Source organism: Arthrobacter sp. StoSoilB19 (assembly GCF_019977275.1).
Lineage (GTDB): Bacteria > Actinomycetota > Actinomycetes > Actinomycetales > Micrococcaceae > Arthrobacter.
Window position 1 is genome coordinate 22,831 of record NZ_AP024650.1, and the last position, 23,451, is coordinate 46,281.

A 23,451-nucleotide genomic window follows, 5' to 3' on the forward strand; every position below is an offset into this window, starting at 1 on the left:
CGTTTACGGCGTGCAGGTCGCAGGCGTTCCGGGCGTCTGGCCGGCCGCACAGGTTGGCAGGGGCGAGAGGGGCGTGGGGCCCGCCACGGGTGAGGACGTGGTGGGAGCAGGCGTGGGTGCCGCCGTCGTGGGCGCGGGTGATGGAGCGGTCGCGTAGATGACGGTAATCAGCGAACCCTTGGGCACCACGCCGGTCGGATTGAGCTCCAGGACGGTGCCGGGGGCGGCCGTCCGGCTCTCCTGCGGCAGGACCGTCACCTGGAGTCCCAGGTTGGCAAGGGACGTCCGGACCTGGCGGTAGTCCTTGCCGAGGTAGGCGGCCGGGATCACGTTGACAGTGTCCTGGGTGGGCTCGGAAGTAGGCGTCGGCGTCGGTGTGCTGCGCGTCTGCGTCGGCGTGGCTGACGCAGTGGTCCGCGTGGGCGTTGCCGACGACGGCGGCGCGCTGCTGGTGGTGATGCCGGATGTCGGGTTGCCGGAGGGCGAGAAGAGTCCCATTTGGTTCAGCAGGAAACCCACCAGCGCAAACAGGAGCAGCAGGATCAGGGCGACCAGGGGCCAGGTCCATGGACTGCGTCCCTTGCGCCGGGGCTCATCGGAGGGACCGTCGTCGTACGTTTCCTCCTCCTGGTCCCAGTTCCGCTCGGCAGCCAGCGCATCGGCCCGGGCCAGTGGCCCCTTGGGAACATCCCCGTCGGCGGAAGCGCCCGCGGCGCCCGCAGCCAGCCCGGCCGCGGCGCCCGCCGCGCCGGCACCCAGCACTGGAAGGGCTGATGTGGCAGCCGGAGTGGAGTCATGCTGGGCGCCAATGACTCCGGTGGGGGCAGTGGCAGTGTCAACGGGGGCCGTGATGGGCCCTGTGTCGGCGTCGAAAAGAAGCATGCCGGGAACGGCGGCGCGTGCTGCGCTGATGTCGCCGTTGCGGATGGCCTCCGCAGCCTCGGCCAGCTTGATGGCGTTGGCGGGACGGTCCTTGGGGTCCTTGGCCAGCATTGACATCAGGAGGGCCCGGACCGGGGCCGGCAAGGTCTCCGAAAGAGGCGGCGGAGCGTCGTTCACCTGGGCCAGGGCAATGGCGATCTGCGATTCGCCGGAGAAAGGACGGTGCCCGCTGAGGCACTCGTAGCCGATAACGCCGAGCGAGTAGATGTCCGAGGATCCCGTGGCGGTCTGGCCGGTCGCCTGCTCGGGTGCCAGGTACTGCGCCGTTCCCATGACCTGGCCGGTCTGCGTGAGGGGCACCTGGTCGGCGAGTCGGGCGATGCCGAAGTCCGTGACTTTGACCCGTCCGTCCGGGGTGATCAGGAGGTTGCCGGGCTTGACGTCGCGGTGGACCAGGCCCTGGGCGTGGGCGACGGCCAGGGCGCGGGCGGTCTGCGCAATGATGGACAGCGTGCGGTCCGGCGACAGCACTTGTTCGTGCTCGATGATGCTGCTCAGGGGCTGGCCCGGGACCAGTTCCATGACCAGGTAGGCCGAGCCTTCTTCTTCGCCGTAGTCAAAGACGTTGGCGATCCCCACATGGTTCAGCAGGGCAGTGTGGCGGGCCTCCGCACGGAAGCGCTGGAGGAATCCGGGGTCCCCCGTGTACTCCTCCTTCAGCACCTTGATGGCGACGATGCGGCCCAGGACGAGGTCTTTGGCTTTCCAGACTTCCCCCATGCCGCCGATCGCAATCCGCGTGGTCAGCTGGAATCTGCCGCCGAGGGTGATTCCGGTTGTAGGCCTCACTTATTCAACACCGCCTCAAAAATCTTCTTCGCGTTAGGACTGGTCAGCTGTGCGCCGGTGGTGATGTTCACGCCCTCCATGACGATCGTGACACTCACCTGCGGATTGTTTGCGGGCGCGAAGCCGGTGAACCAGGAGTTATTGGTTCCGTTCCCGAGCTCTGCGGTTCCTGTCTTGCCGGCCACCTGGACGCCGGGGACCGCTGCGCCCTTGGCAATGCCCTCGCTGACTGCGCTTGCCATCCACTCGGTGATCTGGCTGGCGATCTGCGGGGTGGTGGAGGTGCGCAGTTGCTGCGGCTGCGGTTCGTCGATGACACGAAGGTCCGGAGAGCGCAGGGTCTTGATGAGGTTAGGCTGCATCTGCTTGCCGCCGTTGGCGATGGCGGAGGTCATCATGTTGATCTGCAGCGGCGTGGCGCGGACATCCTTCTGTCCGATTGCCGACTGGGCAAGGCCGGGTGCGTCCAGGTTTCCGGGGAAACCATTGCCCAGCGCGTGGCCCAGCTTCAGCTGGCCGCCGACGTCCTCGCCGAAGCCGAACTTCTTGGCCTGGTCGGCGATGGCGTCGCGGCCAAGATCCAGGGCAATGCTGGCGAAGGGGGTATTGCAGGACTGCTGCAGCGCGAAGGCGAAGCTGGCGGTGTCCCTGGTGTAGCAGTTGCCGCCCGCGTAGTTGGGCAGTTTGTACTGGATGCCGTCAAAGGGCATCTCCGCCGGGTTGGGGAGGACACTCTCCTTGTTGTACTTGCCGGAGGCAAGCGCCGCCGCGGTGTCCACGAGCTTGAAGACCGATCCCGGTGCGAGCAGCTCGCCGGTGGGGCCGCTGACGTTCTGGTTCAGGTTGATGCCCGGAACCTTGACCAGCTCGTTCATGCCGGCGCGCTCCGCGGCAGCGTCCTGGGTGGCCACCACGTTGGGGTTGTAGGACGGCTTGGACACCATGGCCAGGATGGCGCCGGTCTTGGGGTTGGTCACCACAATCGAGCCGCGCTGTCCGTCCGGGATCAGGCTGTAGGCAAGCTTCTGGATCTGGGGGTCGATGGTGAGTTCCACGGACGCGCCCTTGGGCTGGTTGCCCAGGAAGAGCTGGCCCACCCGGTCAAGGAAGAGCTGGTCCGAGTTCCCCGCCAGTTCGGCGCCCATGGCCTGTTCCAGGCCGGTGGCGCCATAGTTCTTCGAGAAGTAGCCGGTGATTCCCGCATACAGTTCCGGCTGCGGGTAGGTGCGCTGGAACTTGCAGGTCTCCGAACCGGTTTCCACCGACTCGGCAACGGGGGTGCCCCCAACGATGATGGCGCCGCGGTCGTTGCAGTAGTTCTGCAGGATGGCACGCTGGTTCAGGGGGTTGGTCTTGAGGTCGTCGGCGCCTACCACCTGCACGTAGCTGATGGCCCCGAACAGCAGTGCAAACATGGCCACTGCGGCTACCCATGAATGCCGGATTGCCTGGTTCATGCCTGCTTCACCGCCTCGGTTGGAGTGTCAATGCCTGTTGCCGCTGCCGTCCCGGCCGGCGGCAACGGTGTAGTGTCCACCGGCCCGCGGGCCGCATGCGAGATCATCAGGAGCAGTCCCACAATGATCCAGTTGGCCAGAAGGGACGAACCGCCGGCCGCCAGGAACGGCGTGGTAAGCCCGGTCAGTGGAATGAGCCGGGTGACCCCGCCGATGACCACGAAGCACTGAAGCGCCACCGCGAAGGAAAGGCCGCAGGCGAGCAGCTTTCCGAACGCGTCCCGCGTGCCCAGGGCGGCGCGGAATCCGCGGGTGATCAGCAGCAGGTACAGCAGGACGACGGCGAACAGGCCGATGAGGCCCAGTTCCTCGCCCAGGGAGGCGATGATCATGTCGCTGTTGGCGAACGGGACCAGGTCCGGGCGGCCCTGGCCAAGGCCGGTGCCCACCAGGCCGCCGTTGGCCATGCCGAACAGGCCCTCGATGACCTGCCGGCTGCCGTTCTCGTAGACATCGGGGGAGAAGGCGTTGAGCCAGCCGTAGACGCGCTGCTGGACGTGGGAGAACACCTGGGCGGCCACGAAACCGCCGCCGAGGATCAGCGCCAGTCCAATCACCACCCAGCTGATGCGGCTGGTTGCCACGTAGATCATGACGATGAACAGCCCGAAGAAGAGCAGGGAGGAACCAAGGTCCCGCTGGAAGATCAGGACACCGATGCTGACCAGCCACGCGGTGATCATGGGGCCCATGTCCTTGAACCGGGGAAACTGCAGGGGGCCGATCTTGCGGCCTGCCAGCAAGATGAGGTCACGGTTGGAGGAAAGATACCCGGCGAAGAATATGGCGAGCGTAATCTTGGCTACTTCGCCCGGCTGGAACGTCATGGGGCCAACCCTGATCCACACCCGTGCGCCGAGGATTTCGCCGGCGCTGACTCCCGGGACCAGGGGCAGGATCAGCAGCAGGGCGGACGCAGCCAGGGAAATGAAGGTGAACCGGCGCAGGATGCGGTGGTCCTTCAGGAAGAACACGACGGCGATGGCCACCGCCATGGCGATGAGGGTCCACCGGAGCTGGTTGTTTCCCGTGTCCTCGCCCGGAGCATCCAGGCGGTGGATCATCGCAAGACCCAAGCCGTTAAGGGCGACGACAATCGGAAGTATTACCGGATCGGCATACTTTGCGCGGAAGCGCAGGACACCGTGGAAGGCCAGGGCTGCCGCTGCCAGCAGGCTGGACTGGAACCAGAAGTCGGAATCGAAGGCCTTCTCCTGGTCCACGCCCACCATCATGTTGGCGCCGATGCCAACGGCGAGGGCCAGGAGCAGGAGGGCAAGTTCAACGTTGCGGCGGGGCTTGGGCAAAGTGCTTACCTGGCTCATTTGGCCGCCTCGCAGGTGATAGTCGGAGTGGGGGACGGAGAAGCCGCGGAGGGTGCGGGCGCGGCGGCATCCGGTGCGGGCGGCGGAGCGGCTGCGCTGGCGGGCGGCGCTGCACTTGCCGACGTGCCTGTGCTTGCCGACGGGGCAGGCGCAGTGGCGGAGGCAGATGGCCTGGGGCACTCCTCCTCGGGGGAGGTTGTTCCCGTGAGCTCCAGGTTCTTGACGATCCGCTGCGCGTCATAGAGGTCATTGGCGGGGACGGTCTGGCGGACCCGTTGCTGCGAGAACGGCGGGAGCGAGTCCATGCGGATATCCGTCACAGCCTCAAGGGAGGACAGCTGGATGGGTCCCAACCGTTGGGAGACCCCGTTGTAGATGGCCACCCGGGAATCGAACTCGCCGACGTAGTAGCGGGTCTGGGTCCAGGCGTACCCCAGCCACAGGCCGACGGCAACGACAACCAGCACGGCGGCTGCAACGGACCAGGCCACCCAGCGGCGCGGACGCAGCGTCGGCAAAGTGTCCTCGGGATCGACGGCCGGTTCTGCCTTATGGGTGAGGAGCGTGGCTGCCCGTCGTGCCACGGTACGTCCGGCCACGGTGGGGATGGAGCCCGATTCGGCGGCGGCAGCGGCAGCACCCACCAGTTCATGCGGGCGGGAGGCAAGTTCTTCGCGGAGGACTTCAGCGGAAAGATGTTCGCCCAGGTGGGGGTCTGTACTGCCGGCCTCGGAGGAGCCGGCCTCCGGATCCCTGGTGCCGCCGACGGCCGTCTTCTTTTCGGGCGCCCGTTCCTGCCCGGCATCGTCAGTGGCTGAACCGGACTTGGCCGGTTCCGTCCCGCCGGCCGGAACAGGGGACGCGGCGGTGGCGCCTTGCCCGCCAGCTGCCGCGGCAGCGGACTTGCCGCCCTGCACCGGCGGAACGATTTCGACGGCGGCCGTGCTGACGTCGTCGGGCGTTTCCTCCACGATGTCCACCATGACCACGGTGACGTTATCCGGCGAACCGGCCTCAAGAGTCAGTTCAACGAGGGTGTCAGCGCATTCGTGCAGGTTGTGGGTTTCCCGGACCGTCCGCTCCACGGCGTGCGCGGCGACGTAGTTCAGCCCGTCGGAGCACAGCAGCCACCGGTCGCCGGGACGGGCGTCCAGGGTGTCCAGATCGAGTTCGGGGCTGGCATCGACGTCGCCCAGGACCCGCATGAGGACATTCTTGTGCGGGTGCGTTTCCGCTTCCTCAGGCCTGAGCCGGCCTTCGTCGATGAGCCGCTGTACGAAGGTGTGGTCCACGCTGACCTGTTTGAATTCGCCGTCGCGGAGCCGGTAGGCCCGGGAGTCGCCGATGTGCGCGAAGTGCAGTTTGCCGTCTGCCAGCAGGAGGGCCGTCACGGTGGTGCCCATGCCGGCCAGCTTGGGGTTGATGTGCACCAGTTCGGAGAGCAGTGAGTTGGCGGTCTGGATTTCGTCGGCCAGGATCGTCCCGGCTTCATCGCCGTGGTCGGGGCTGTCCAGGTGGATCATGTCCAGGACGGTCGCGGCTGAGGCAACGTCACCGCCCGCGTGGCCGCCCATGCCGTCGGCGACGACGGCGAGGTGGCGGCCCGCGTAGGCGGAATCGTCATTCTTCGAACGGATCCGGCCGACGTCGGACCGCGCCGCGAAGCGCATGATGAGGGGCCGCTGCGCCGGGCTGGAGCCGGTTGCGGGGTTTTCAGCCTCGGCCACGGTCACGGCCTCAATTCAATGACCGTCTTGCCGATTCTCACGGGGACCCCTGGCTCCACGGGCAGGGCACGGGTCAGTTGCTGGTCTCCCAGGTAGGTTCCGTTGGTGGAGCCAAGGTCTTCGATGAACCAACGGCTGCCCTGCGGGAAGAGCCGGGCGTGGCGGCCGGAAGCGTAGTCGTCTTCCAGCACCAGGGTGGCTTCCTGGGCGCGGCCCAGCAGGATGGGGCTGGCCGCCAGGGGCAGGGTCCTGCCCTTGAGCGGGCCTTCGACCACCACCAGTTGCCGGGCCTGCTGCTTTACGGGCTGCGGGGTCTCGGCAAGTTCCGGGTTCCGGCGGACCTGGCGGGCGGTGGGCACGCCGGATGCGGCCTTCCGGCCCAACATGAGGTCCCGGCGCATGGCGGAGACGATGCTGAAGATGAGTACCCAGAGGAGCAGCAGGAAGCCGAACCGCAGCGCGGTGATGGTCAGGTCGCTCATGCGTGGCCACCCGGGTTGGCAGGAAGCAGGCGGAAGATGATCTTTGTCCGTCCCATCGTGATGGTGGAGCCGTCTGTGAGTTCGATGCTTCCGGAGACCTTCTGCCCGTTGACGTAGCTGCCGTTGGTGGATCCCAGGTCCACGGCGCTGGTGGCGCCGTTGGCCGTTCGGATTTCCAGGTGGCGCCGCGATACGCCTGTGTCATCAATGTGGATGTCCGCCTCGGACGACCTGCCCAGGACGATGGACGGGGCGTTCAGCGAATAACGCTGGCCCTCGATGTCCAGCACAGGCTGCAGCCTCACGGGCGGCCGGCTGGGAGCTGCCGGCACGTTCGGCCGGGGCGGCGTGGCGCCGCCGGAGCCTTGGGACTTTTCGGTGGAGGAGGCAATTTCGAAATCACCGGGGCGGAGTGCCGTTTCGCGGCGGAAGGAGATCCGGACGGGCCCCTGGAGGGTGTAGCCCTGGCTCCGGACGTGGTTGATGACCACGTCGCAGAGTTCTTCGGCCAGCGGCGTGCCCCACTCCTGTGCGCGTCCGAAGTCCTCATCGCTGAGCTGGACGTCGAAGACGTTGGGCACCAGCGTACGTCCGGCCGCAATGGTGATCGCTTTATGGTCCACCTCGCGGCGGAGCCTGCTGGCGATCTCCACAGGTTCGACCTGGGCCTTGGAACCGGTGGAGAAGACACCGCGGACGGCCTTTTCAATGCCACGTTCAACCTTGTCCAGCAGACCCATGGTTCTTCTCCTTTCCCCCCGGTTCCGGGGCAGTAGTTGTTGCTGACCAGCACCTGCAGGGCGGTCCGGCACTGCGCGGCATGCCCGCCGGCAGCGGCCACTCCTACATCCGATACTACTGGGCACCCCTGCGAATGACCTTAATCCACAACGGCCGGGCGCCGGCAAAAGTTCAGATCTGTGACTGGTCCGGTCCCAACCCGCGCAAACCGGCGGCGGCTCCGGCCCTCCGTCTCCGGCCGGTGAGGCCCCTCTGTTATGCCGCCTTTAAGGGCATGGGGAAAGGGTGCCGGCGGCCAATTGGTAATTTGCGGCATCTGTCCGTTATGCTTGATCTCGCTGCTTTTACGAGGCGCGGAAACGGGAAACCGGACCGGCTGAGTGGAAGAAGTTGCGCGCGAGTGGCGGAACGGCAGACGCGCTGGCTTCAGGTGCCAGTGTCCGAAAGGGCGTGGGGGTTCAAATCCCCCCTCGCGCACGCAAAATGCTAAGGGCCCCAATCACACGATTGGGGCCCTTAGCTATTTAACACCGGCCTGGGTCTGGAAACGTCAGGGGCTTGTTCGCAGATCCGGCCCTCGAGGGCCTGGATCCGCGAACAGGCTTAGGACCCGGCGGTCCTGGCTGCGTCCTCCTGACTGGACGGGCGCGCCGACGCCTTGAACCGGCGTCGTGAGTTTGCCAGGTGGCAGCGCATGGCTGCCGCGGCCGCAGCCTCGTCACCATCTGCGATGGCGTCCCGGATGGACCGGTGCTCCAGCACCACCTGGTCGAAATGGTCCCGGGCGTAGTGTTCGACGCCGGTCATCAGGCGGGTTCGCGGCATGGCGATCATGGTTTGCCCCAGCGCCGCCAGGCAATCTGAGTAATAGGGGTTGCCGGATGCCGCCGCCACAGCGCGGTGGAACTCGAAATCCGACTTCATGGCGTGGGCAGGGTGGCCTGCGCTTTCGGTGAAGGATTCCAGTGCGGCGCTGACGGCCCGCAACTGGCGGTCCGTGCGGTTCCGCGCCGCCAGTGCGGCGGCTTCGGCCTCCACTCCCATCCGGAATGCCAGCAGGTGCAGCCGGTCCTCCGTGGTGGCCACCGGGCGGCCACCCGGCACTGCCGGGGGCACGTCGGTGGGGGGAGTGAGGGCGAAGCTTCCCCGCCCCCGCTCGGTTTCGACAAGCCCTTCGGCCTGGAGCCGGGTGAGGGCGGCACGGACGACCGTGCGGCTGACGCCAAAGTCGTTGATGAGCGTGTTCTCGCTGGGCAGCTTCTCGCCCGGCTGGATCACGCCGTCGACGATGCGGTTGCGAAGGTCAGCGGCAAGGTACGCGGTGAGGTTCCGGCTCATGGCTCAAGATTACGCGCCGAACTCTACGCGCTCGGTGGTCCAGGCACGGGCCTGATCGCTGAGCGTGATGCCAAGGCCCGGGCGGTCCGGAACGATCATGCGGCCGTCTTTGGTTTCCAGCCGTTCATTGAACAGCGGGTCCAGCCAGTCGAAGTGCTCCACCCAGGGTTCACGGGGGTAGGCCGCCGCGAGGTGGAGGTGGATTTCCATGGCGAAGTGCGGTGCCAGGCCCAGCCCGCGTTCGTCTGCGAGGGCGGCGAGGCGCAGGAACTGGGTGATGCCGCCCACGCGCGGGGCGTCGGGCTGGATGATGTCGCAGCCATTGGCGGTGATCAAGCCCTTGTGCTCGGCCACGGACGCCAGCATCTCGCCGGTGGCAATGGGCGTGTCCAGGACCTGTGCCAGATGGGCATGGCCTTCGAAGTCGTAGGCGTCCAGGGGCTCCTCGATCCAGACCAGGTCGAATTCCTCGAGGCGGCGGCCCATCCGCAAGGCGGTGGCACGGTCCCATTGCTGGTTTGCGTCCACCATGAGCGGCACGTCCCAGCCGATGTGTTCGCGGATCCCTGCCACGCGGCGGAGGTCTTCCTTGCTGTCGGGAAGGCCAACCTTGATTTTGATGCCACCGATGCCTTCCTCGACGGACTGCGTGGCCCGGGCCTTAACTTCGTCCAGGGTGGCATTCAGGAAGCCGCCGGAGGTGTTGTACGTCCGGACGGAGTCGCGGTATGAGCCCAGGAACTTCGCCAGCGGCAGGCCTGCGCGCTTGGCCTTGAGGTCGTACAAAGCAATGTCGACGGCGGCGAGAGCCTGGGTGGCGACGCCGGACCGGCCCACCGAGGCACCTGCCCACAGGAGCTTGGTGTAGATCTTCGCGATGTCGTTGGGGTCCTCGCCGATGAGGCCTTCGGCGACTTCCTTGGCGTGGGCGTACTGCGCCGGGCCGCCCGCGCGCTTGGAGTAGCTGAAGCCGATGCCGGAGTGGCCCAGCTCCGTGGTGATCTCCGCGAACAGGAAGACCACCTCGGTCATGGGCTTCTGCCGCCCGGTGAAGACCTTGGCGTCGCTGATGGGAACGGCGAGGGGAAGGCGGGCGGTGGACAGTTTGACGTGCCGGATCAGATCAACGGTGCTCATAAGTTCTCCTGGAGGCGGGATAGGGCTCCTTCGCCCCACCTGCTTAGGATATAAGTATCAGACTTGTATTACAAGTACATCCGCCGGAGGTGTGGTGCGACACTCCCGGGCCGGAGCAGGAATAGTGGCGGACCGCTGCGCCGTTGTCGCAGGCATGAAGGCAATTACCTACAGCGAATACGGAAGCCCGGACGTCCTTGAATTGACCGAGAGGCCGATGCCGAAGGTGGGGCCGGGGATGGTCCTGGTCAAAGTGAAGGCAGCCTCGGTGAACCCCGTGGACTGGAAGATCATGGCCGGTTACCTGGATGCGGCAATGGACCTGCAGTTTCCCGCGATCCCGGGATGGGACGTGGCGGGGGTCGTCGAGTCGGTGGGGATCGACGCCCGGGCGTTCCAGCCCGGTGACGAGGTCATTGCCTACGGCCGGAAAGACTATGTCCATGGCGGAAGTTTTGCCGAGTACATCGCATTGCCGGAACGGCTGCTGGCCCGCAAGCCCGAGTCTCTGGGATGGAACGAATCGGCGGGGCTTCCGCTGGCCGGACTGACTGCTTACCAGGTCCTGAACCGCCTGGGCCTCGCGTCCGGTGAGACTGTCCTTATCCACGGTGGCGCCGGTGGAGTGGGGTCGCTGGGCATCCAGATTGCGGTGGCACTGGGTGCGAAGGTCATTGCAACGGCCTCCGAAAAGAACCATGAATTCCTCCGCTCCTTGGGGGCCGAGCCGGTTGCCTATGGGGAAGGACTCGTGGAGCGTGTTCGTGCATTGCGTCCCGCCGGCGTGGAGGTCGTTGCCGACTTCGCTGGAGGCAATCTTGAGGCGACGCTGGCCGTACTGGCTGAAGGGGGCAGGCATGCATCCATCGCCGACAGCGAAGTGGAGGAGCACGGCGGCACCTGGATGTGGGTCAGTCCGGTGGGAGCAGACCTGCAGGAGCTCGCCGGGTTGGTGGACCGGAACAACATCAGGGTAGAGGTTGCCAAGGTTCTTCCGTTGGCTCAGTCCGCGGAGGCTTTCCGCCTGAACATGGAGGGCCATACCCGGGGCAAGATCGTGGTGGCCGTGGACGGAGAAGCCTGATTCAGGGCTTTTGCGGCACGGCTGCCAGCGCTATGAACCGGATGTGGCGTCCTGTGTTCGCAGAGCCCCCAGCCCGGAGATCAGCGCATCAAGCCCCAGGCTGAAGGCGGTGTCGGCAGGTCGGCCACGCTCCCGGCCGGCTGCCGAACTGCGCACCGCGGCGGAGAAGTTGGGGGTGGAGCCGGCCATGGAGCCGGAATCGAAAATGTCCTCCGGAGCGGTGACGTCGTAAGCGGAGCCGAAGATGAAGGACTCCAGCGCCACGATGGCGGGGATGATGCGCTCCTGGGGGAAGCCGGCGTCGAGGAACCCCTTGCTCACGGTTTCGTACATGGCAAGGGTCTGCGGCGCGTCCGTCACGGGCAGGACGGCGATCACGGGAATCAGCGGTGTGTGCTCGGCGAAGACATCCCGGTAGCTCCACGCCCAGGTCCGGACGGCGTCCTCCCAGCTCCCGCCGCCGAAACCCGTAACGTCCACCAGGGACATCAGGTGGTCCTCCACCAGCAGCAGGACGTCCTGCTTTGATGCCACATGGTTGTAGAGGGCGGAGGGAGCGACGTCCAGCACCTTTGCCAGGGCGGCCATGGTCAGCCCGTCATATCCCTTGCGGCTGATCAGTTCCAGTGCGGCTTCGGTAATTCCGGACTTGGCCAGCACGGCCGCAGACGGCCTGCCTGCCCGCCTCCTTTGTGCTCCGCCGTTGCTGGTGGAGCGTCCCTGTGCGGCTGATACTGCCGGCATTGCTGCCCTTTCGTCGATGTCCCCTGCATTATTCCACCCGGCACTTCCCCTCCCGGCAGGCACCCGCTATAGTTCTCATAAATGAATGGCATTCATTTAGTGGTCCCCGTCACTAAGGGGCCCAGAGAGGACATCATGCTGAACCTGAACCGCGACGTCGTGGTCGTCGGAGCCGGGCCGTCCGGACTCACCGCCGCCCGCGAACTGAAAAAGGCCGGCCTCACGGTCGCCGTGCTCGAGGCCCGTGACCGCGTGGGCGGCCGCACCTGGACCGACACGGTGGACGGTGCCATGCTCGAAATCGGCGGCCAGTGGGTTTCCCCGGACCAGACCGTACTCCTGGACCTGCTCCAGGAGCTGAACCTGGAAACGTACCCGCGCTACCGCGAAGGGGAGTCCATCTACATCGGCGCGGACGGCGCACCCGTGCGCTATACGGGTGACACGTTCCCGGTGGATCCGGACACCGCCGTCGAAATGGACCGCCTGGTGGCTCTGCTGGACGGCCTTGCGGCGGAAATCGGCCCCACAGAGCCCTGGGCGCATCCCAAGGCGCGTGAACTGGACACCATTTCCTTCCATCACTGGCTCCGGCAGAACTCGGGCAACGAGGAAGCATGCAAGAACATTGGCCTCTTTATCGCCGGCGGCATGCTGACCAAGCCGGCCCACGCCTTCTCTGCCCTGCAGGCCGTCCTGATGGCAGCCTCCGCAGGTTCGTTCACCCACCTGACGGACGAGGATTTCATCCTGGACCGCCGCGTGGTGGGCGGAATGCAGCAGGTCTCGCTGCTGCAGGCGCAGCAGCTGGGTGACGACGTAATCCTTAACTCCCCGGTGCGCACCGTCAACTGGGAGCCGGATTCCGACGGCGGCCACCGGGTCACCGTTGAATCCGACCGGGCCACGGTCAACGCCCGGTTTGTGATCATGGCCGTACCGCCGAACCTCTACTCCCGCGTCTCCTTCAACCCGCCGCTGCCGCGCCGCCAGCACCAGATGCACCAGCACCAGTCCCTGGGCCTGGTGATCAAGGTGCACGCCGTCTACAGCACGCCCTTCTGGCGGGACAAGGGACTCTCCGGCACCTGCTTCGGGGCGGACGCCCTGGTCCAGGAGGTCTACGACAACACCAACCACGGCGATCCGCGCGGCACCCTGGTGGGCTTCGTGTCGGATGAGAAGGCGGACGCCGTCTTCGAACTCAGCGCCGAAGAACGCCGGAAGGCCATCCTGGAATCGATCGCCGGCTACCTTGGCGACGAGGCCCTGGCGCCGGAGGTCTACTACGAGTCCGACTGGGGCTCGGAGGAGTGGACCCGCGGCGCCTACGCCGCCAGCTACGACCTGGGCGGACTGCACCGTTACGGCAAGGACCAGCATGCACCCGTGGGCCCCATCTACTGGTCATCGTCCGACCTTGCTGCCGAGGGCTACCAGCACGTGGACGGCGCGGTCCGCATGGGCCGGATTACCGCTGCACGCATCGCCGAGGTGGCAAAGGTGCCGGTGGCCGCCGGCTGGTAAATAAGCATGCTTACTAATAGGCTGGCGGCGGGGAGCGTCCCCGACTTTCGACGAACGAGGTGAGGCATGACTGACGCCCAGAGCATCAGCAAGGTTACTGAGATCATCAACGATTCCAGGATCGGGATGGTCACCACCATCAACGAAGAAGGCGCCCTCGTCAGCCGGCCGCTGGCCGTCCAGGAGGTAAAGGACGACGGCGACATGTGGTTCTTCACCGGCCTTGGCACTTCCCAGGTTGCGCATGTCCGGGCTGATCCGCGCGTGAACGTCGCCTTTGGCAGGAAGACCGAATGGGTTTCCGTGGCCGGGACCGCCGAAGTGGTCACAGACCGGGCAAAAATCCGTGAACTGTGGAACCAGGCGGTTGAAGCCTGGTTCCCTGATGGCCCGGATACCCCCGAGGTGTGCCTGCTGCGCGTCGATTCGGATTCTGCCGAGTACTGGACCAGCCCCGGCGGCACGGCCGCCACGGTGCTGCAGTGGGTGAAGGCAAAGGTCACCAACAGCCGGATGAGTGTCGGTGAAAGCGGCACCGTGGAGCTGTAGTTCCCGGGAGCGCCGGGTAAGCGAACGGGGCGGAGCGGCTAGGGCTGCTCCGCCCCTTTCAGTGCCTGCAAGACCGCCGGAAACAGTACGCCGTTCCTTCCCCAGACCGGATCCAGGATTTCCACGTACCAGGAGTCGGCCAGGAGCAGGGCCAGGGCATCATTGGTTTCCTCTGCCCAGTCCCGGATCTGTTCCTCCTCAACGGGGTTCTCGCTGGAGCCGAGCACGGTGGTGACTTCCGATCCGGCAAGGGTTACCGGGATGGCTGCACTGCTTGCCTCGCCCGGTGCATGTGCCACGGTCACCAGTTCGGTGCGGGTGGACAGCGCCAGCAGTTCACCGGCGGTGGCGGCGCTGCAGAATCCGGTGACGTACTCCCGTTGGGCCGCGGCCCCGTTACGGATGCCGGGCTGGGATTCCTTGGTGAACAACCCGTGACGGTTCAGCTCTGCCAAGTCTGTGGCGATGGGTTTGGTCTCGTCGTCGGAGCCCGGCGCAAAGTGTCCAGGCTGGTAAGAACTCCCGCCCTCCAGCCACCGGGCAGTCAGTTCGCCGGCCGCTTCCAGTGTGGTGGCCTGCCGCCAGACTCCGCGGTCCTCCAGCAGGCGGCCATACTGATCGTGGACAGGCAGTTCCTCAGGCTTCATCCTGGGATGCTACCGCCGGGCTCTCCGCTGATCCACCGCCGGCGACACAGCAGTTAACCTCAGGTGGCCTGCTCCGCAGGCAGCGCGGCCGGGATTCCCGCCGCCCGTTCCGCCGCTGCCAATGACGCAGCCAGCCTTCCGACGGCGTCCGGGTAACCCTTGTGCGCGGCCGTCCGCAACTGGTCCGCCGTCCGCATCGCCTTGATCAGTGCCGACGTTTCGGGCAGCCGCACGTCAGTCAGTGCCGGGTAGTCGATGCTGTACGCCGGATCAAGTTCGTAGCGCCGCCACCGGACCATGAGCTCGTCGTGATGCGCGCTGGCGGCCTGGTGGGCCGAACGCTGCCGCCGCCCTTCCCGGCGGACGGTGCGCCAGGCCAGGAACCGGGGGCTGCCACGGTAGGCGGCGATGCCGGCAGCGGCAGCTGCCCCTGTCAACAGCAGTCCAGCCCACGGCGAGACCAGGGCGGGGATAATCAACGCGGGAAGGGCGACACAGGCACCCAGGAACAGGTCCCAAAACAGCTGGTCCGGAGCCTCCGCTGCGCGGCCGGCCAGTGCGTTGCCGGCTGGTGCGCTGCCTCCGGAAGCCAAAGCCCGGCGTCGGACAACAAAGACCGTGGCGGCCACGCTGGCCACCAGCACGGGACCGCACAGCAGGACCGCCCACGCACCTTGAAGCAGCCCCTGCATCAGAGACTCCGCCACAACTGACATCCTGCACCTCCAGCGCCCAGCCCCCGGCCGGAAGAGGCCGGGCTGGTCCTTCCATTGCACCGTCTCCCGGGCGCAGCGTCAATGGCGGAGAAGGCGTGCCACAACCTCCCGGAGCAGCCGGAATAACCGGAGCGGCCGGAATAAAAGGACATGGGGATGCCTTCACCTGAGTTACAAAGGTGCCATCCGCAGGCCAAGGAGGAAGGCAATGGTCAGGATCGCCGTGGTTGTCGGCAGTACGCGGCCGGGGCGGCGCAGTAGGCAGGTAGCCGAGTGGGTCCTCAAGCACGCACAGGAGCACGGCGGCGCCGAGTTCGGGATGCTGGACGTTGCCGATTTCGCCCTGCCCTTGCTTGATGAGCCGTTGCCGCCCTCTTTGGGCAAGTACCAGCAGGACCACACGAAACGGTGGGCCGCGGCGGTAAAGGGGTTCGACGGGTTCATTTTTGTCACCGCCGAATACAACCATTCCGTTCCGGGCGCCCTCAAGAACACGCTGGATTACGGCTACGCGGAGTGGCCGTTCGCCGCGGATTTCCAGGAATACACCACCTTCACACCGTCAGAAGGGGCGGAAGAGGCGCTGCAGCCGCTGCTTGATCAGGTCATTTCCTGGTCCAAGGCACTGCAAACCGTCAGGAGCTGAGCGGTACGGTGAAGGCATGCGACTCAAAATGTGCAGCATCCACGTCCAGGACCCCGCCGCCGCCCATGCCTTCTATACGGGAACGCTCGGCTTTGACACGCTCATGGCCATGCCGGAGTACAACCTCTACATCATCAAAGACCCGGGAGCGGACGACAGTTCAGTAGGACTCCTCCTCGAGCCCAGCGACAACCCAATCGGCGCGAACTACATGAAAGCCGTGCGCGAGGCGGGCCTACCCGCGATAGTCTTCGGGGTTCCCGATGTGCAGGCGGAATACGACAGGCTGGTGGCCGCCGGAGTCAGCTTCAAGACCCCGCCCACCACGGATCCGTTCGGGACCAGTGCAGTGTTCGACGACGGCTGCGGAAACTACATCCAGATCCACCAGGACTGAGGGCTAACGGGCCTGGGTGCGGTCCTTCTTCGCCTGCTTCTTCGCGGCCTCTTCCTTGACCCGCTGGGCCTCGGCGCGGACAGCCGCGTGGGTGGCACGTTCGGTGACCAGCCACTGCGGCGGAGCCTGCAGCAGCGCGGTGATTTCCGCCGTCGTCAGTGCTTCCTCCACGCCGCCGCGGGTTAGGCCGCTGATGGACACGTTCAGCTTCTGTGCCACCACGGGGCGGGGGTGCGGGCCGTTGCGGCGGAGCTCGGCGAGCCATTCCGGCGGGTTGGCCTGCAGTTCGGCGAACTCCTCGCGGGTGATGGTTGAATCCTGGAACTCCTGCGGCGTGGCCGGGAGATAGATGCCAAGTTTCTTGGCAACGGTGGCCGGCTTCATGGACTGGGAGTTTGCAGAGGTCATGCTTCAAGGGTATCCGGGCGGCGGGTACTGTGAAGACGTGCCCTCCGACAATACCCCCTCGCCTGATGCCCAATCCGCCCCTGACGGGCCGGCCGACCAGGCGGCACCCCGGGTGCTGCGCATCGCATACGTGGCCGGCGTGACGCCGGGCAAATGGATCCGCCGCTGGGAAGAGCGGATGCCGCATATTCCCCTTGAGGCATTCATGGTCGACGACGGCGCGCAGCTTGGGAAGCTGCGGGACGGCGCGGCGGACATGGGTTTTGTCCGCCTTCCCATCGAGCGGGAAGGGCTCAGCGTCATACCGCTCTACGAGGAACAGCCGGTGGTGGTGGCGCCGAAGGGGCACGAGATTTCAGTGTTCGAGGAAGTGGCCCTGGCCGACCTGGCGCAGGAGTCATTCCTCGATGTTGCTGCCCTGGGCGGACCGGAGGCCGCGCTCCAGGTGGTTGCCGCCGGCGCCGGCCTGGTGGTCCTCCCCATGTCGGTGGCCCGCCACTTCAACGTCAAGGACACGGTGGCGCGCAGGCTCACCGGCGCGGACGGAACTGAGATCGCGCTGGCCTGGCCGACGGAGGCCACGGATGAGGTGCTGGAGGAGTTCATCGGCATCGTGCGCGGACGCACTGCCCAAAGCTCACGCCAGCCCTCGGCCCAGCCGGTCAAGGTCAAGAAGGATCCGAAGCCGGACCGCCGCGGCACCGGCGCCAAAAAGGCGCCCAAGGTAGCCCAGAGATACGCCCCCAACCCGGACAAGGGCCGGGGGAAAGGGTCCCGAAAGAAGGGCAAGCGCTAGGCAGGAGTCCAGGCCCGGCAACGGCAAAGCCGGCCCGCGGGATGCGGAGCCGGCTTTGCTTTGGTACGTGGATACCCACGCGGGTTACGTGTTTTGGACGTGGTCTTTGGCGTCGGTGGCGCGGTCTTTGACGTCGGTGGCGGCTTGTTGGCCTTCGAGTTTGACGTTTTGGGCGGCGTCGGTGGCGGTGGCCTTGACGTTTTCCATGGCTTCCTGGGCTGGTTCCTTGAGGTCCTGGGCCATGGTTTTGGCGGCGTCGGTGACCTGGGTTGCCAGGGGCTGGGCTGCGGTTTTGAGCTGGTCCGCGGCTTCGCGTTCCTTCTGGCTTGCCGGGATCAGGGAGGAGACCAGGAGTCCGGCGCCGAAGGCGATCAGGCCGGCGGCGAGGGGGTTGCCGGCGGTTTTGGCTTTGACCTGGTCCGGGGCGGCGGAGACGGCGTGGCCGGCGTCGCTGAGTTTGGTCGAGACGGTGTCGCCTGCCTGGTGGAGGCTGTCGCCGGCGGTGTGCATGGCGTTGGTGGTGTGTCCGGCGCCGGTGGCGGTGGTGTCGTGGACCCTGGTGGTGGCGTTGTCTGCGGCGCCCATGATTTTCTCCTTGACGCCGGTGACGGCGTCTTTGACCTTGTCGGTTTGGCGGTGGACGATGTTGGACGGGGTGACCTTGTCTGCCACGGCGTCCACGTTGGTGCCCAGGCGTGCCCGGGTGGCTTCTATGTCTGCGCGGATGACGTCAGGGTTTTCGCTCATCGGTTTACCTCACCTGGTTTTAGGGTTGGGGGAATTTCTGAGAGGGTTTCCCCGGTTTGGGGCAGGCCTTTGATCTGCTTGAGTTCCTTGCGGCCGATGGAGGCCAGGACGGCGGCGATGATGGCCCAGATGACGGCGACGATCAGTGCGGACCAGCCCAGGGGCATGATGGCGCCCAGGGCCCACATCAGGGCCAGGGAGAGGAAGAGCAGGACGAAGTGTCCGCCGACGCCGGCGCCGGCGAGCATGCCGGCGCCTTTCCCTGCGCGGGAGGTGGATTGTTTGAGTTCGGCCTTGGCCAGTTCCACTTCCTGGCGCATCAGGGTGGACAGGTCCCGGGTTACGTCGCCCAGCAGCTCGCCCAGGGACGCGTTGTCCGCTTTCACATGCGCCGCACTCGGCGGCATTTCCGGAATCTGGCTACTCATTACAGGCCACCCGTGCCGCGGCGGCCAGTCCCGGAGGTTCCCTCGGTGCCGAACGCCTCGTCACCGGTGTACACGCCGTTTTCGGCCCGGTAGGGGTCGTCGTCGAACCGGAGCGGGGTTTCCTCCGCGGTACCCGAGGGAAGCGTGCTGGTGGATACCGGGGTTGCGCCTGTGACGGTGGGCTCATTGAAGAGGTCATCGTTACCCGCGGCGTACACGGTCTCCTGCCGCAGCGGCGCTACCGGTGACTGCACTGCCGGGGGTGTCTGCGCCGCGCGGTGCTGGCCCGAAGCCTGGACCTGCCCCTGCGAGTCGGGGGCGCCTGCGGTGAGGCCGCGGGTGAGGCGTCCGGCAAGGACACCGGCGCCGGCGGCGAGGAGCAGGAACGTGCCGGGATTGTTGCGGGCGTACCGCTGGACCTCGTTCAGGAGGTCGCCGGGTTCCCGGTTCTCCAGCCAGGACGCGATGGAGGAGGTCCGCTCGGCTGCCTGCCGGACAAGGTCGCTGGCCATGCCCTGCTGGTCCGGGGCGCTGGCCATGCTGTGCAGCTGGCTGGAAATGTTGCGGATGCCCTCGGCGGCCTTCTGCTGCTGCGTGCCGGCCTGGGTGGTCAGGCCCGACTTGGCCTGGTGAAGCAGGTCCTGGGCATTGAGCTTGGCCTCATGGGCCACATTCGCGGCCTCGCCCTTGGCGGTCTCCGCTACATTCTGGGCGGCTGATGCGGCTTCACCAGCAACGTTGGAAGCCTCTTCCTTGGCTGCCTGCGACTTGGAGGAATCGGTTGAAACCCCCGTGTAGGAGTCATGCTGGGGCGCTGTTTCCGTTGCGCCGTACGGATCGGCAACACCGGGGGCGGCGGGGGTATGTGGTGTCTGGGGCCATTGGTTCTCTGTCATCATCGCTCTCTTTCAGAAAGGGTTAGCTGGCGAACAAGAACCAGCAGTGCTGGCAACTTAGTAAGCAAGGTTACTAATTAGATACTAAGCACACTTCCCATTTCGATTGCAAGGGGTAGTGGTGTTCAGCTTCCAATGGCTGCGCCTATGCAAGGGCGTGAAGGTGGGCGGTTAGTAAGCCTACTTGCGAATGTGTTGCTAAGCATGCTTATTGTAGGGGTGTAGCGACGCATGGTGACCAGCACTTTCGCCACCTACAGGAAGGCTGCGGCCGATGACCAGCAATCTCGATCCGGACGCCCGGAGCAGCTACCGCCTGATCACTCTGGCGGCACGGCTGATCCAGCGGCGGCAGGACGATGCACTGGCCCCCCTTGGCCTCACCCGTGCCGCTGTTATTGCATTGGAAGGCCTGATGGGGGGCCCACTGAACCAGGAACAGCTTGCCGACGCGATCAGGGTCCAAAGCCAGACGTTGGGCCGTGTCCTGACCCGGCTTGAATCCACAGGACTCATCACCAGGATGCGCCATGCCACAGACCGAAGGCAGCTGAAAGTGGAACTCACCGATGCCGGTGTTGCCGCCGTTGAAGCGGCGCGGGAGGCAGAGGTCAAGGCCTATCCTGACGATCCGGACATCGCATGGAAGGCACTCCGCGAGGAGCTGACAAAGTTTGTCCGCGCCGCACCGCTCAGCCACGACACCGGCGTGGTTCCGTTTGCCCCTCCCGAACACCGGGCCGCGCACGGTCACCGGCCGCAGGCCGGGCGTGCAGGCGGCCTGCGGGGATGGGACCAGCCCCGCCAGAATTGACGGGAAGTCTAAAAAGCAGTGGCCGGACCTTTCGGACCGGCCACTGTTTTGTCCAACCTTCGGCTTCCCGTTCCTCCTCCAGCAGTCCCCCTTGCACCAGGTGGGCTGCATAGGCTGATTACGACGACGGGACGCCCGGGCCCGGGGACCAGCGGAGCAGTGCCGCCACATCCACGCCCTCCGGCAGGACAGGTCCAGGGACCAGGAGAACGCGGGCGTCAGTCAGGGCAGCTGCCCGCAACAGGGCGGCAGGGGCCGGAACTTCGCCAAGTATTCCTGCCGCCAGGGCTTCCTCTTTGGCCGTGGCGATCCACGGTTCGGCATCCAAGGCCAGCATGGTCCGCCGGGACAGGGCGGCGTCATCAAGGATCAGGACCTCAACCTGTCCCTGCTGGAGCGCGTGGACCACAGCTCCCGCCCCGTGGGCCGCTTCCGGATTTGCCTGGCCCTCCTGGACTGCCAGCCTGTCCATGACCGCCTGCTGTTCTTCAGCCCAGACCTCCGCCACCCGCTGGCTGACCTGGTCCTCCAGGTTGGCGCTGTCCGCCCCGGCAGTGTGCGTGTGGGAATCGACCTCCGACAACAGTGCCCTGCCGGCCTCGGAGAGGTTTTCCCTGACCAGCCCGCGGGCGCGGATATCGCCGGCGAGAACAATCAGCCGGGCGCCGCCCGCACTGGCCACCCTGTCTATTTCGCCCGCCACTTCGTCGGCGTTCCGGCGCCACACGTCCTCGGTGTGGTGCTGGAACCGCAGCTCCGACCAGCCGCCGCCATGGAATTTGTGAATGTGTTCGGACTCGCCCTCCACCTCCCGGACGCTGGCAGGGGCCCCCGCCCCGGCACGGTACAACCGGATTTCCCCATGTTCGCGGCTGACCTCGGCCACAACGTACGGAAACTCTTCGGGCTGGTGTTTCAGCAGCGGGAGCAGGTCCGGGACGGGCTCGACGACCATCCTCTCCGGCAAGACCAGCCGGCCCGGGAGCACCTCGTTGAGTTCGGCTTTCCCGCCGTGGACCAGCACGAACCTGGACACGGGGGAGGGCATCCCCGTTGCGGGCGTGAGGGCCTGTTCCATGGCGTCGATGTCAGCGGACGTTGCTCCCTGGGCCTCGAGCTGGGCGCGGGTGTTTCCGGCCCGGACGTCGCCGGCTTCCAGGCTGTCCACTGTTCCGGTTCCGGCATCCACGTAGGCTGTGCACCAGGGGCCGGGCAGGCGGTACAGGTCCGCGTATGCCTTCAGGCCGGAACCGTGGGTGGTATTGCCGCGTTCTGCCATGACGATCTCCTTCGCGCGTGACGTGGTGTCACAGGCTTATTGGTTCGTCACTTCACGCTAGCACCGGGGAAGAGGCGGCTGAAGGGTCTTCCGGCCCCCCGACAGTCAGCCCGTCCGTCAGGCCTGGCAGGCGTCCTTCAAGGCCCGGACTGAGTCTGCCGGCACCTGGTCTCCGGCTTCGGCGATCTGGCCCAACGGCGTCGTAATTTCCGCCGGTACCCCTGCCGTGCGTGCCGCCGAGACGAGCCCGGCCAGCGCCTGTCGGTCCTCCACGCTGACCAGGCCGTCCTGCACCACCGCGCAGATTTGCCGGTTGACTTCCTGTGCGGCGGCGGAGGCAACTTTGGATGCGGCATCGCTGGCGGCATTGCCCGCAGCCTCCTCCACCCCGCCACATCCGGTCAGCAGCAACAGGGCGGTGGACAGGGAGGCGGCAGTAACGACGGCGGCGCGGAAGGTCATGCCTCAAGCGTACCGGCGGTGCCTACCGGCGGGCCGGGACGCCGAGGATGCTGTCCAGGAGTCCGTTCCGGAACTTGCCCTCCGGGTCGTGCCCGGCGGCAAAGGAACGGAAGTCGGCGAAGCGCGGGTACAGCTTTTCCCAGTCATGGGCGTCCGCGGTGAACAGTTTGCCCCAGTGCGGGCGCGCCCCGAAGGGCCGGAGGGCGTCTTCCAGGAGTGGGAGGAAGGCTTCCACCTCCGGCTGCAGCGGTTTCCAGGTGAAGTGCAGGGCAACGCTCTGCTGGCGGTAGAAAGGGCTGAGCCAGAACTCGTCGGCGGCTCCGGTGCGGATCTCCGAGACGAAGAGCAGGGGTGCAAGTTGGCCGGCCAGCCCGCGGACTGCCTGGAGGGCGGCGGGGGCGTGCTCCAGGGGAAGGATGAATTCGCTTTGCAGTTCGTCCCCGTTGCTGGGAGTGAACTCGTGCCGGAAGTGCGGCAGCCGGTCCAGCCAAGGCCCGGGTTCGTCCAGCTGTGCAGTGCAATTCTCGGCGGACATGTCCGGCAGCGGGTGCCGGGGACGGAGGGCGGCGGTGGCACCAAACAGGTTGGCGGGTGGTTGCTCCCCGTCGAGTGCTTTGAGCCAGACCTGGTTGATCCGGTCGCCGGCGTAGTCCGTAAACAGGCTCACGCTGTAGGCGCTGGAGACGATGGCGGTGAAATCCGACAGGGCGTTGTCCCAGGGAAGGTCCTCCAGGACACGCTGGCGCACTGTGAAGCTGGGACGTACCGCCAGTTCCAGTCCGGTGACGATGCCCAGGGCGCCGATGCCCACCACGCTGGCAAGGAACTCATCGCCGTCCGCCCGGGTAAGTGTCACCTGCTCGCCCGAGGCCCGCACCAGGTCGATGGATTCCACGGCGCCGGCGAGGGACGGGTTGTCCACCCCGGAGCCGTGCGTGCCGGTCTGGACCGCACCGGCTACCGAAATGTGCGGCAGCGAGGCCAGGTTGTGGATGGCAACCCCGGACTCCTCCAAGGTCCGGCACAGTGCCCCGTAGCTCACCCCGCCGCTGACCCGCACGGTTCCCCGCCCGGCATCCAGTTCCACCTGCTGCGGCAGGGCATCGAGGAGGATGTGGACGCCGTCAGTGTCGCCCACCCGGTTAAAGGAGTGCCGGGAGCCCAGGGCCTTGACCCGCGGCGAGTCCGCCACGATGTCCGCCAGCTCCGCTACGGATTCCGGCCGCCGCACGTCCGCGGAGGAGTATTCGAGGTTTCCTGCCCAGTTCTTCATCGGGTGGCTTTCGTTTGACATCGGTTTCCTCCAACTGTCA

General features: G+C 66.3%; 25 protein-coding genes and 1 tRNA gene. 8 read left to right on the plus strand and 18 right to left on the minus strand.

Annotated elements, in window-relative coordinates; all coding sequences use genetic code 11:
* Positions 1–3 precede the first annotated feature (3 nt).
* The 6 genes from LDO86_RS00120 to LDO86_RS00145 are packed head-to-tail and all read right to left on the minus strand — an operon-like array spanning position 4 to position 7,522.
* Entirely contained in the window at positions 4–1,731 is a 1,728-nt protein-coding gene (locus LDO86_RS00120; protein WP_018769897.1) for a protein kinase, read from the minus strand.
* Positions 1,728–3,188, minus strand: a complete 1,461-nt coding sequence (locus tag LDO86_RS00125) for a penicillin-binding protein 2 (RefSeq protein WP_018769898.1) — start codon at positions 3,186–3,188, stop codon at positions 1,728–1,730. Before LDO86_RS00125 ends, LDO86_RS00120 begins: the two co-directional genes overlap by 4 nt.
* Positions 3,185–4,573, minus strand: a complete 1,389-nt coding sequence (locus LDO86_RS00130) for an FtsW/RodA/SpoVE family cell cycle protein (RefSeq protein ID WP_223993200.1) — start codon at positions 4,571–4,573, stop codon at positions 3,185–3,187. The genes LDO86_RS00125 and LDO86_RS00130 overlap by 4 nt, the downstream gene beginning before the upstream one ends.
* Positions 4,570–6,243: a PP2C family serine/threonine-protein phosphatase gene (locus LDO86_RS00135; protein ID WP_155845571.1), complete on the minus strand. Its 1,674-nt coding sequence runs from the start codon at positions 6,241–6,243 to the stop codon at positions 4,570–4,572. Before LDO86_RS00135 ends, LDO86_RS00130 begins: the two co-directional genes overlap by 4 nt.
* Before the next feature lie 59 nt (positions 6,244–6,302).
* Positions 6,303–6,782, minus strand: a complete 480-nt coding sequence (locus tag LDO86_RS00140; RefSeq protein WP_018769901.1) for an FHA domain-containing protein — start codon at positions 6,780–6,782, stop codon at positions 6,303–6,305.
* Positions 6,779–7,522 carry a DUF3662 and FHA domain-containing protein gene (locus tag LDO86_RS00145; protein ID WP_018769902.1) on the minus strand — a complete coding sequence of 248 codons (744 nt, stop codon included), beginning with the start codon at positions 7,520–7,522 and terminating at the stop codon, positions 6,779–6,781. Before LDO86_RS00145 ends, LDO86_RS00140 begins: the two co-directional genes overlap by 4 nt.
* 395 nt (positions 7,523–7,917) lie before the next feature.
* On the opposite strand from LDO86_RS00145, the gene LDO86_RS00150 reads away from it, so the two are divergent.
* Positions 7,918–8,000: transfer RNA gene (locus tag LDO86_RS00150), tRNA-Leu, on the plus strand.
* A 126-nt stretch (positions 8,001–8,126) separates the two neighbouring features.
* Here the strand turns inward: LDO86_RS00150 and LDO86_RS00155 are convergent.
* Both LDO86_RS00155 and LDO86_RS00160 read right to left on the minus strand, forming a co-directional pair.
* Positions 8,127–8,861, minus strand: coding sequence for an FCD domain-containing protein (locus tag LDO86_RS00155; protein ID WP_224084175.1), 735 nt, complete (start codon positions 8,859–8,861; stop codon positions 8,127–8,129).
* A gap of 9 nt (positions 8,862–8,870) precedes the next feature.
* Complete coding sequence (locus LDO86_RS00160; protein ID WP_018769904.1) at positions 8,871–9,998, minus strand: mandelate racemase/muconate lactonizing enzyme family protein; 1,128 nt, start codon at positions 9,996–9,998, stop codon at positions 8,871–8,873.
* 154 nt (positions 9,999–10,152) lie between these two features.
* Here LDO86_RS00160 and LDO86_RS00165 point away from each other — a divergent pair, with 154 nt between their 5' ends.
* Positions 10,153–11,082, plus strand: coding sequence for an NADP-dependent oxidoreductase (locus tag LDO86_RS00165; RefSeq protein ID WP_043425038.1), 930 nt, complete (start codon positions 10,153–10,155; stop codon positions 11,080–11,082).
* Positions 11,083–11,112: 30 nt separating this feature from the next.
* On the opposite strand, the gene LDO86_RS00170 is transcribed toward LDO86_RS00165, so the two are convergent.
* Positions 11,113–11,826 carry a TetR family transcriptional regulator gene (locus LDO86_RS00170; protein WP_026265867.1) on the minus strand — a complete coding sequence of 238 codons (714 nt, stop codon included), beginning with the start codon at positions 11,824–11,826 and terminating at the stop codon, positions 11,113–11,115.
* A 135-nt stretch (positions 11,827–11,961) separates the two neighbouring features.
* On the opposite strand from LDO86_RS00170, the gene LDO86_RS00175 reads away from it, so the two are divergent.
* Positions 11,962–13,353, plus strand: coding sequence for an NAD(P)/FAD-dependent oxidoreductase (locus LDO86_RS00175; protein ID WP_018769907.1), 1,392 nt, complete (start codon positions 11,962–11,964; stop codon positions 13,351–13,353).
* A gap of 66 nt (positions 13,354–13,419) precedes the next feature.
* Positions 13,420–13,902 carry a pyridoxamine 5'-phosphate oxidase family protein gene (locus tag LDO86_RS00180; protein ID WP_018769908.1) on the plus strand — a complete coding sequence of 161 codons (483 nt, stop codon included), beginning with the start codon at positions 13,420–13,422 and terminating at the stop codon, positions 13,900–13,902.
* 38 nt (positions 13,903–13,940) lie between these two features.
* Here the strand turns inward: LDO86_RS00180 and LDO86_RS00185 are convergent, their stop codons facing one another.
* Both LDO86_RS00185 and LDO86_RS00190 read right to left on the minus strand, forming a co-directional pair.
* Complete coding sequence (locus LDO86_RS00185) at positions 13,941–14,549, minus strand: hypothetical protein (protein ID WP_018769909.1); 609 nt, start codon at positions 14,547–14,549, stop codon at positions 13,941–13,943.
* A gap of 59 nt (positions 14,550–14,608) precedes the next feature.
* Positions 14,609–15,265 carry a hypothetical protein gene (locus LDO86_RS00190; RefSeq protein WP_051081377.1) on the minus strand — a complete coding sequence of 219 codons (657 nt, stop codon included), beginning with the start codon at positions 15,263–15,265 and terminating at the stop codon, positions 14,609–14,611.
* Positions 15,266–15,473: 208 nt separating this feature from the next.
* Between LDO86_RS00190 and LDO86_RS00195 the strand changes: the two genes are divergently transcribed.
* Both LDO86_RS00195 and LDO86_RS00200 read left to right on the plus strand, forming a co-directional pair.
* Complete coding sequence (locus LDO86_RS00195; protein ID WP_018769911.1) at positions 15,474–15,911, plus strand: NAD(P)H-dependent oxidoreductase; 438 nt, start codon at positions 15,474–15,476, stop codon at positions 15,909–15,911.
* 16 nt (positions 15,912–15,927) lie between these two features.
* Entirely contained in the window at positions 15,928–16,308 is a 381-nt protein-coding gene (locus tag LDO86_RS00200; protein ID WP_026265868.1) for a VOC family protein, read from the plus strand.
* 3 nt (positions 16,309–16,311) lie between these two features.
* On the opposite strand, the gene LDO86_RS00205 is transcribed toward LDO86_RS00200, so the two are convergent.
* Positions 16,312–16,716, minus strand: a complete 405-nt coding sequence (locus LDO86_RS00205) for a DUF5997 family protein (RefSeq protein ID WP_026265869.1) — start codon at positions 16,714–16,716, stop codon at positions 16,312–16,314.
* Between LDO86_RS00205 and LDO86_RS00210 the strand changes: the two genes are divergently transcribed.
* Positions 16,715–17,512, plus strand: coding sequence for a LysR family substrate-binding domain-containing protein (locus LDO86_RS00210; protein WP_081620206.1), 798 nt, complete (start codon positions 16,715–16,717; stop codon positions 17,510–17,512). The two genes, LDO86_RS00205 and LDO86_RS00210, sit on opposite strands and share 2 nt — an antisense overlap.
* A gap of 84 nt (positions 17,513–17,596) precedes the next feature.
* Here the strand turns inward: LDO86_RS00210 and LDO86_RS00215 are convergent, their stop codons facing one another.
* From LDO86_RS00215 to LDO86_RS00225, 3 genes are read right to left on the minus strand one after another with little or no spacing between them, the layout of a single operon-like run.
* Positions 17,597–18,259, minus strand: coding sequence for a DUF3618 domain-containing protein (locus LDO86_RS00215; protein ID WP_134164841.1), 663 nt, complete (start codon positions 18,257–18,259; stop codon positions 17,597–17,599).
* Positions 18,256–18,687: a phage holin family protein gene (locus LDO86_RS00220; protein WP_026265945.1), complete on the minus strand. Its 432-nt coding sequence runs from the start codon at positions 18,685–18,687 to the stop codon at positions 18,256–18,258. The genes LDO86_RS00215 and LDO86_RS00220 overlap by 4 nt, the downstream gene beginning before the upstream one ends.
* The gene (locus LDO86_RS00225) at positions 18,687–19,583 is read right to left on the minus strand and encodes a hypothetical protein (protein ID WP_051081398.1); all 897 of its coding nucleotides are present in this window, start codon (positions 19,581–19,583) and stop codon (positions 18,687–18,689) included. The genes LDO86_RS00220 and LDO86_RS00225 overlap by 1 nt, the downstream gene beginning before the upstream one ends.
* A 274-nt stretch (positions 19,584–19,857) precedes the next feature.
* Between LDO86_RS00225 and LDO86_RS00230 the strand changes: the two genes are divergently transcribed.
* Entirely contained in the window at positions 19,858–20,397 is a 540-nt protein-coding gene (locus tag LDO86_RS00230) for a MarR family transcriptional regulator (protein ID WP_018770406.1), read from the plus strand.
* Positions 20,398–20,515: 118 nt separating this feature from the next.
* Here LDO86_RS00230 and LDO86_RS00235 read toward each other — a convergent pair whose 3' ends face one another.
* The 3 genes from LDO86_RS00235 to LDO86_RS00245 all read right to left on the minus strand — a co-directional run bounded on the left by LDO86_RS00235 (position 20,516) and on the right by LDO86_RS00245 (position 23,411).
* Positions 20,516–21,676 carry a Vms1/Ankzf1 family peptidyl-tRNA hydrolase gene (locus tag LDO86_RS00235; protein ID WP_018770405.1) on the minus strand — a complete coding sequence of 387 codons (1,161 nt, stop codon included), beginning with the start codon at positions 21,674–21,676 and terminating at the stop codon, positions 20,516–20,518.
* Between the two features lie 117 nt (positions 21,677–21,793).
* Complete coding sequence (locus LDO86_RS00240) at positions 21,794–22,138, minus strand: hypothetical protein (protein WP_018770404.1); 345 nt, start codon at positions 22,136–22,138, stop codon at positions 21,794–21,796.
* Positions 22,139–22,160: 22 nt separating this feature from the next.
* Entirely contained in the window at positions 22,161–23,411 is a 1,251-nt protein-coding gene (locus tag LDO86_RS00245) for a D-arabinono-1,4-lactone oxidase (protein WP_026265944.1), read from the minus strand.
* Between the last annotated feature and the right edge of the window lie 40 nt (positions 23,412–23,451).

Coding starts and splice junctions, on each gene's coding strand:
- LDO86_RS00125 (WP_018769898.1), bottom strand. CDS start 3,188: ATGAACCAGGCAATCCGGCATTCATGGGTAGCCGCAGTGGCCATGTTT.
- LDO86_RS00130 (WP_223993200.1), bottom strand. CDS start 4,573: ATGAGCCAGGTAAGCACTTTGCCCAAGCCCCGCCGCAACGTTGAACTT.
- LDO86_RS00135 (WP_155845571.1), bottom strand. CDS start 6,243: ATGCGCTTCGCGGCGCGGTCCGACGTCGGCCGGATCCGTTCGAAGAAT.
- LDO86_RS00140 (WP_018769901.1), bottom strand. CDS start 6,782: ATGAGCGACCTGACCATCACCGCGCTGCGGTTCGGCTTCCTGCTGCTC.
- LDO86_RS00145 (WP_018769902.1), bottom strand. CDS start 7,522: ATGGGTCTGCTGGACAAGGTTGAACGTGGCATTGAAAAGGCCGTCCGC.
- LDO86_RS00155 (WP_224084175.1), bottom strand. CDS start 8,861: ATGAGCCGGAACCTCACCGCGTACCTTGCCGCTGACCTTCGCAACCGC.
- LDO86_RS00160 (WP_018769904.1), bottom strand. CDS start 9,998: ATGAGCACCGTTGATCTGATCCGGCACGTCAAACTGTCCACCGCCCGC.
- LDO86_RS00165 (WP_043425038.1), top strand. CDS start 10,153: ATGAAGGCAATTACCTACAGCGAATACGGAAGCCCGGACGTCCTTGAA.
- LDO86_RS00170 (WP_026265867.1), bottom strand. CDS start 11,826: ATGCCGGCAGTATCAGCCGCACAGGGACGCTCCACCAGCAACGGCGGA.
- LDO86_RS00175 (WP_018769907.1), top strand. CDS start 11,962: ATGCTGAACCTGAACCGCGACGTCGTGGTCGTCGGAGCCGGGCCGTCC.
- LDO86_RS00180 (WP_018769908.1), top strand. CDS start 13,420: ATGACTGACGCCCAGAGCATCAGCAAGGTTACTGAGATCATCAACGAT.
- LDO86_RS00185 (WP_018769909.1), bottom strand. CDS start 14,549: ATGAAGCCTGAGGAACTGCCTGTCCACGATCAGTATGGCCGCCTGCTG.
- LDO86_RS00190 (WP_051081377.1), bottom strand. CDS start 15,265: ATGTCAGTTGTGGCGGAGTCTCTGATGCAGGGGCTGCTTCAAGGTGCG.
- LDO86_RS00195 (WP_018769911.1), top strand. CDS start 15,474: ATGGTCAGGATCGCCGTGGTTGTCGGCAGTACGCGGCCGGGGCGGCGC.
- LDO86_RS00200 (WP_026265868.1), top strand. CDS start 15,928: ATGCGACTCAAAATGTGCAGCATCCACGTCCAGGACCCCGCCGCCGCC.
- LDO86_RS00210 (WP_081620206.1), top strand. CDS start 16,715: ATGCTTCAAGGGTATCCGGGCGGCGGGTACTGTGAAGACGTGCCCTCC.
- LDO86_RS00205 (WP_026265869.1), bottom strand. CDS start 16,716: ATGACCTCTGCAAACTCCCAGTCCATGAAGCCGGCCACCGTTGCCAAG.
- LDO86_RS00215 (WP_134164841.1), bottom strand. CDS start 18,259: ATGAGCGAAAACCCTGACGTCATCCGCGCAGACATAGAAGCCACCCGG.
- LDO86_RS00220 (WP_026265945.1), bottom strand. CDS start 18,687: ATGAGTAGCCAGATTCCGGAAATGCCGCCGAGTGCGGCGCATGTGAAA.
- LDO86_RS00225 (WP_051081398.1), bottom strand. CDS start 19,583: ATGACAGAGAACCAATGGCCCCAGACACCACATACCCCCGCCGCCCCC.
- LDO86_RS00230 (WP_018770406.1), top strand. CDS start 19,858: ATGACCAGCAATCTCGATCCGGACGCCCGGAGCAGCTACCGCCTGATC.
- LDO86_RS00235 (WP_018770405.1), bottom strand. CDS start 21,676: ATGGCAGAACGCGGCAATACCACCCACGGTTCCGGCCTGAAGGCATAC.
- LDO86_RS00240 (WP_018770404.1), bottom strand. CDS start 22,138: ATGACCTTCCGCGCCGCCGTCGTTACTGCCGCCTCCCTGTCCACCGCC.
- LDO86_RS00245 (WP_026265944.1), bottom strand. CDS start 23,411: ATGAAGAACTGGGCAGGAAACCTCGAATACTCCTCCGCGGACGTGCGG.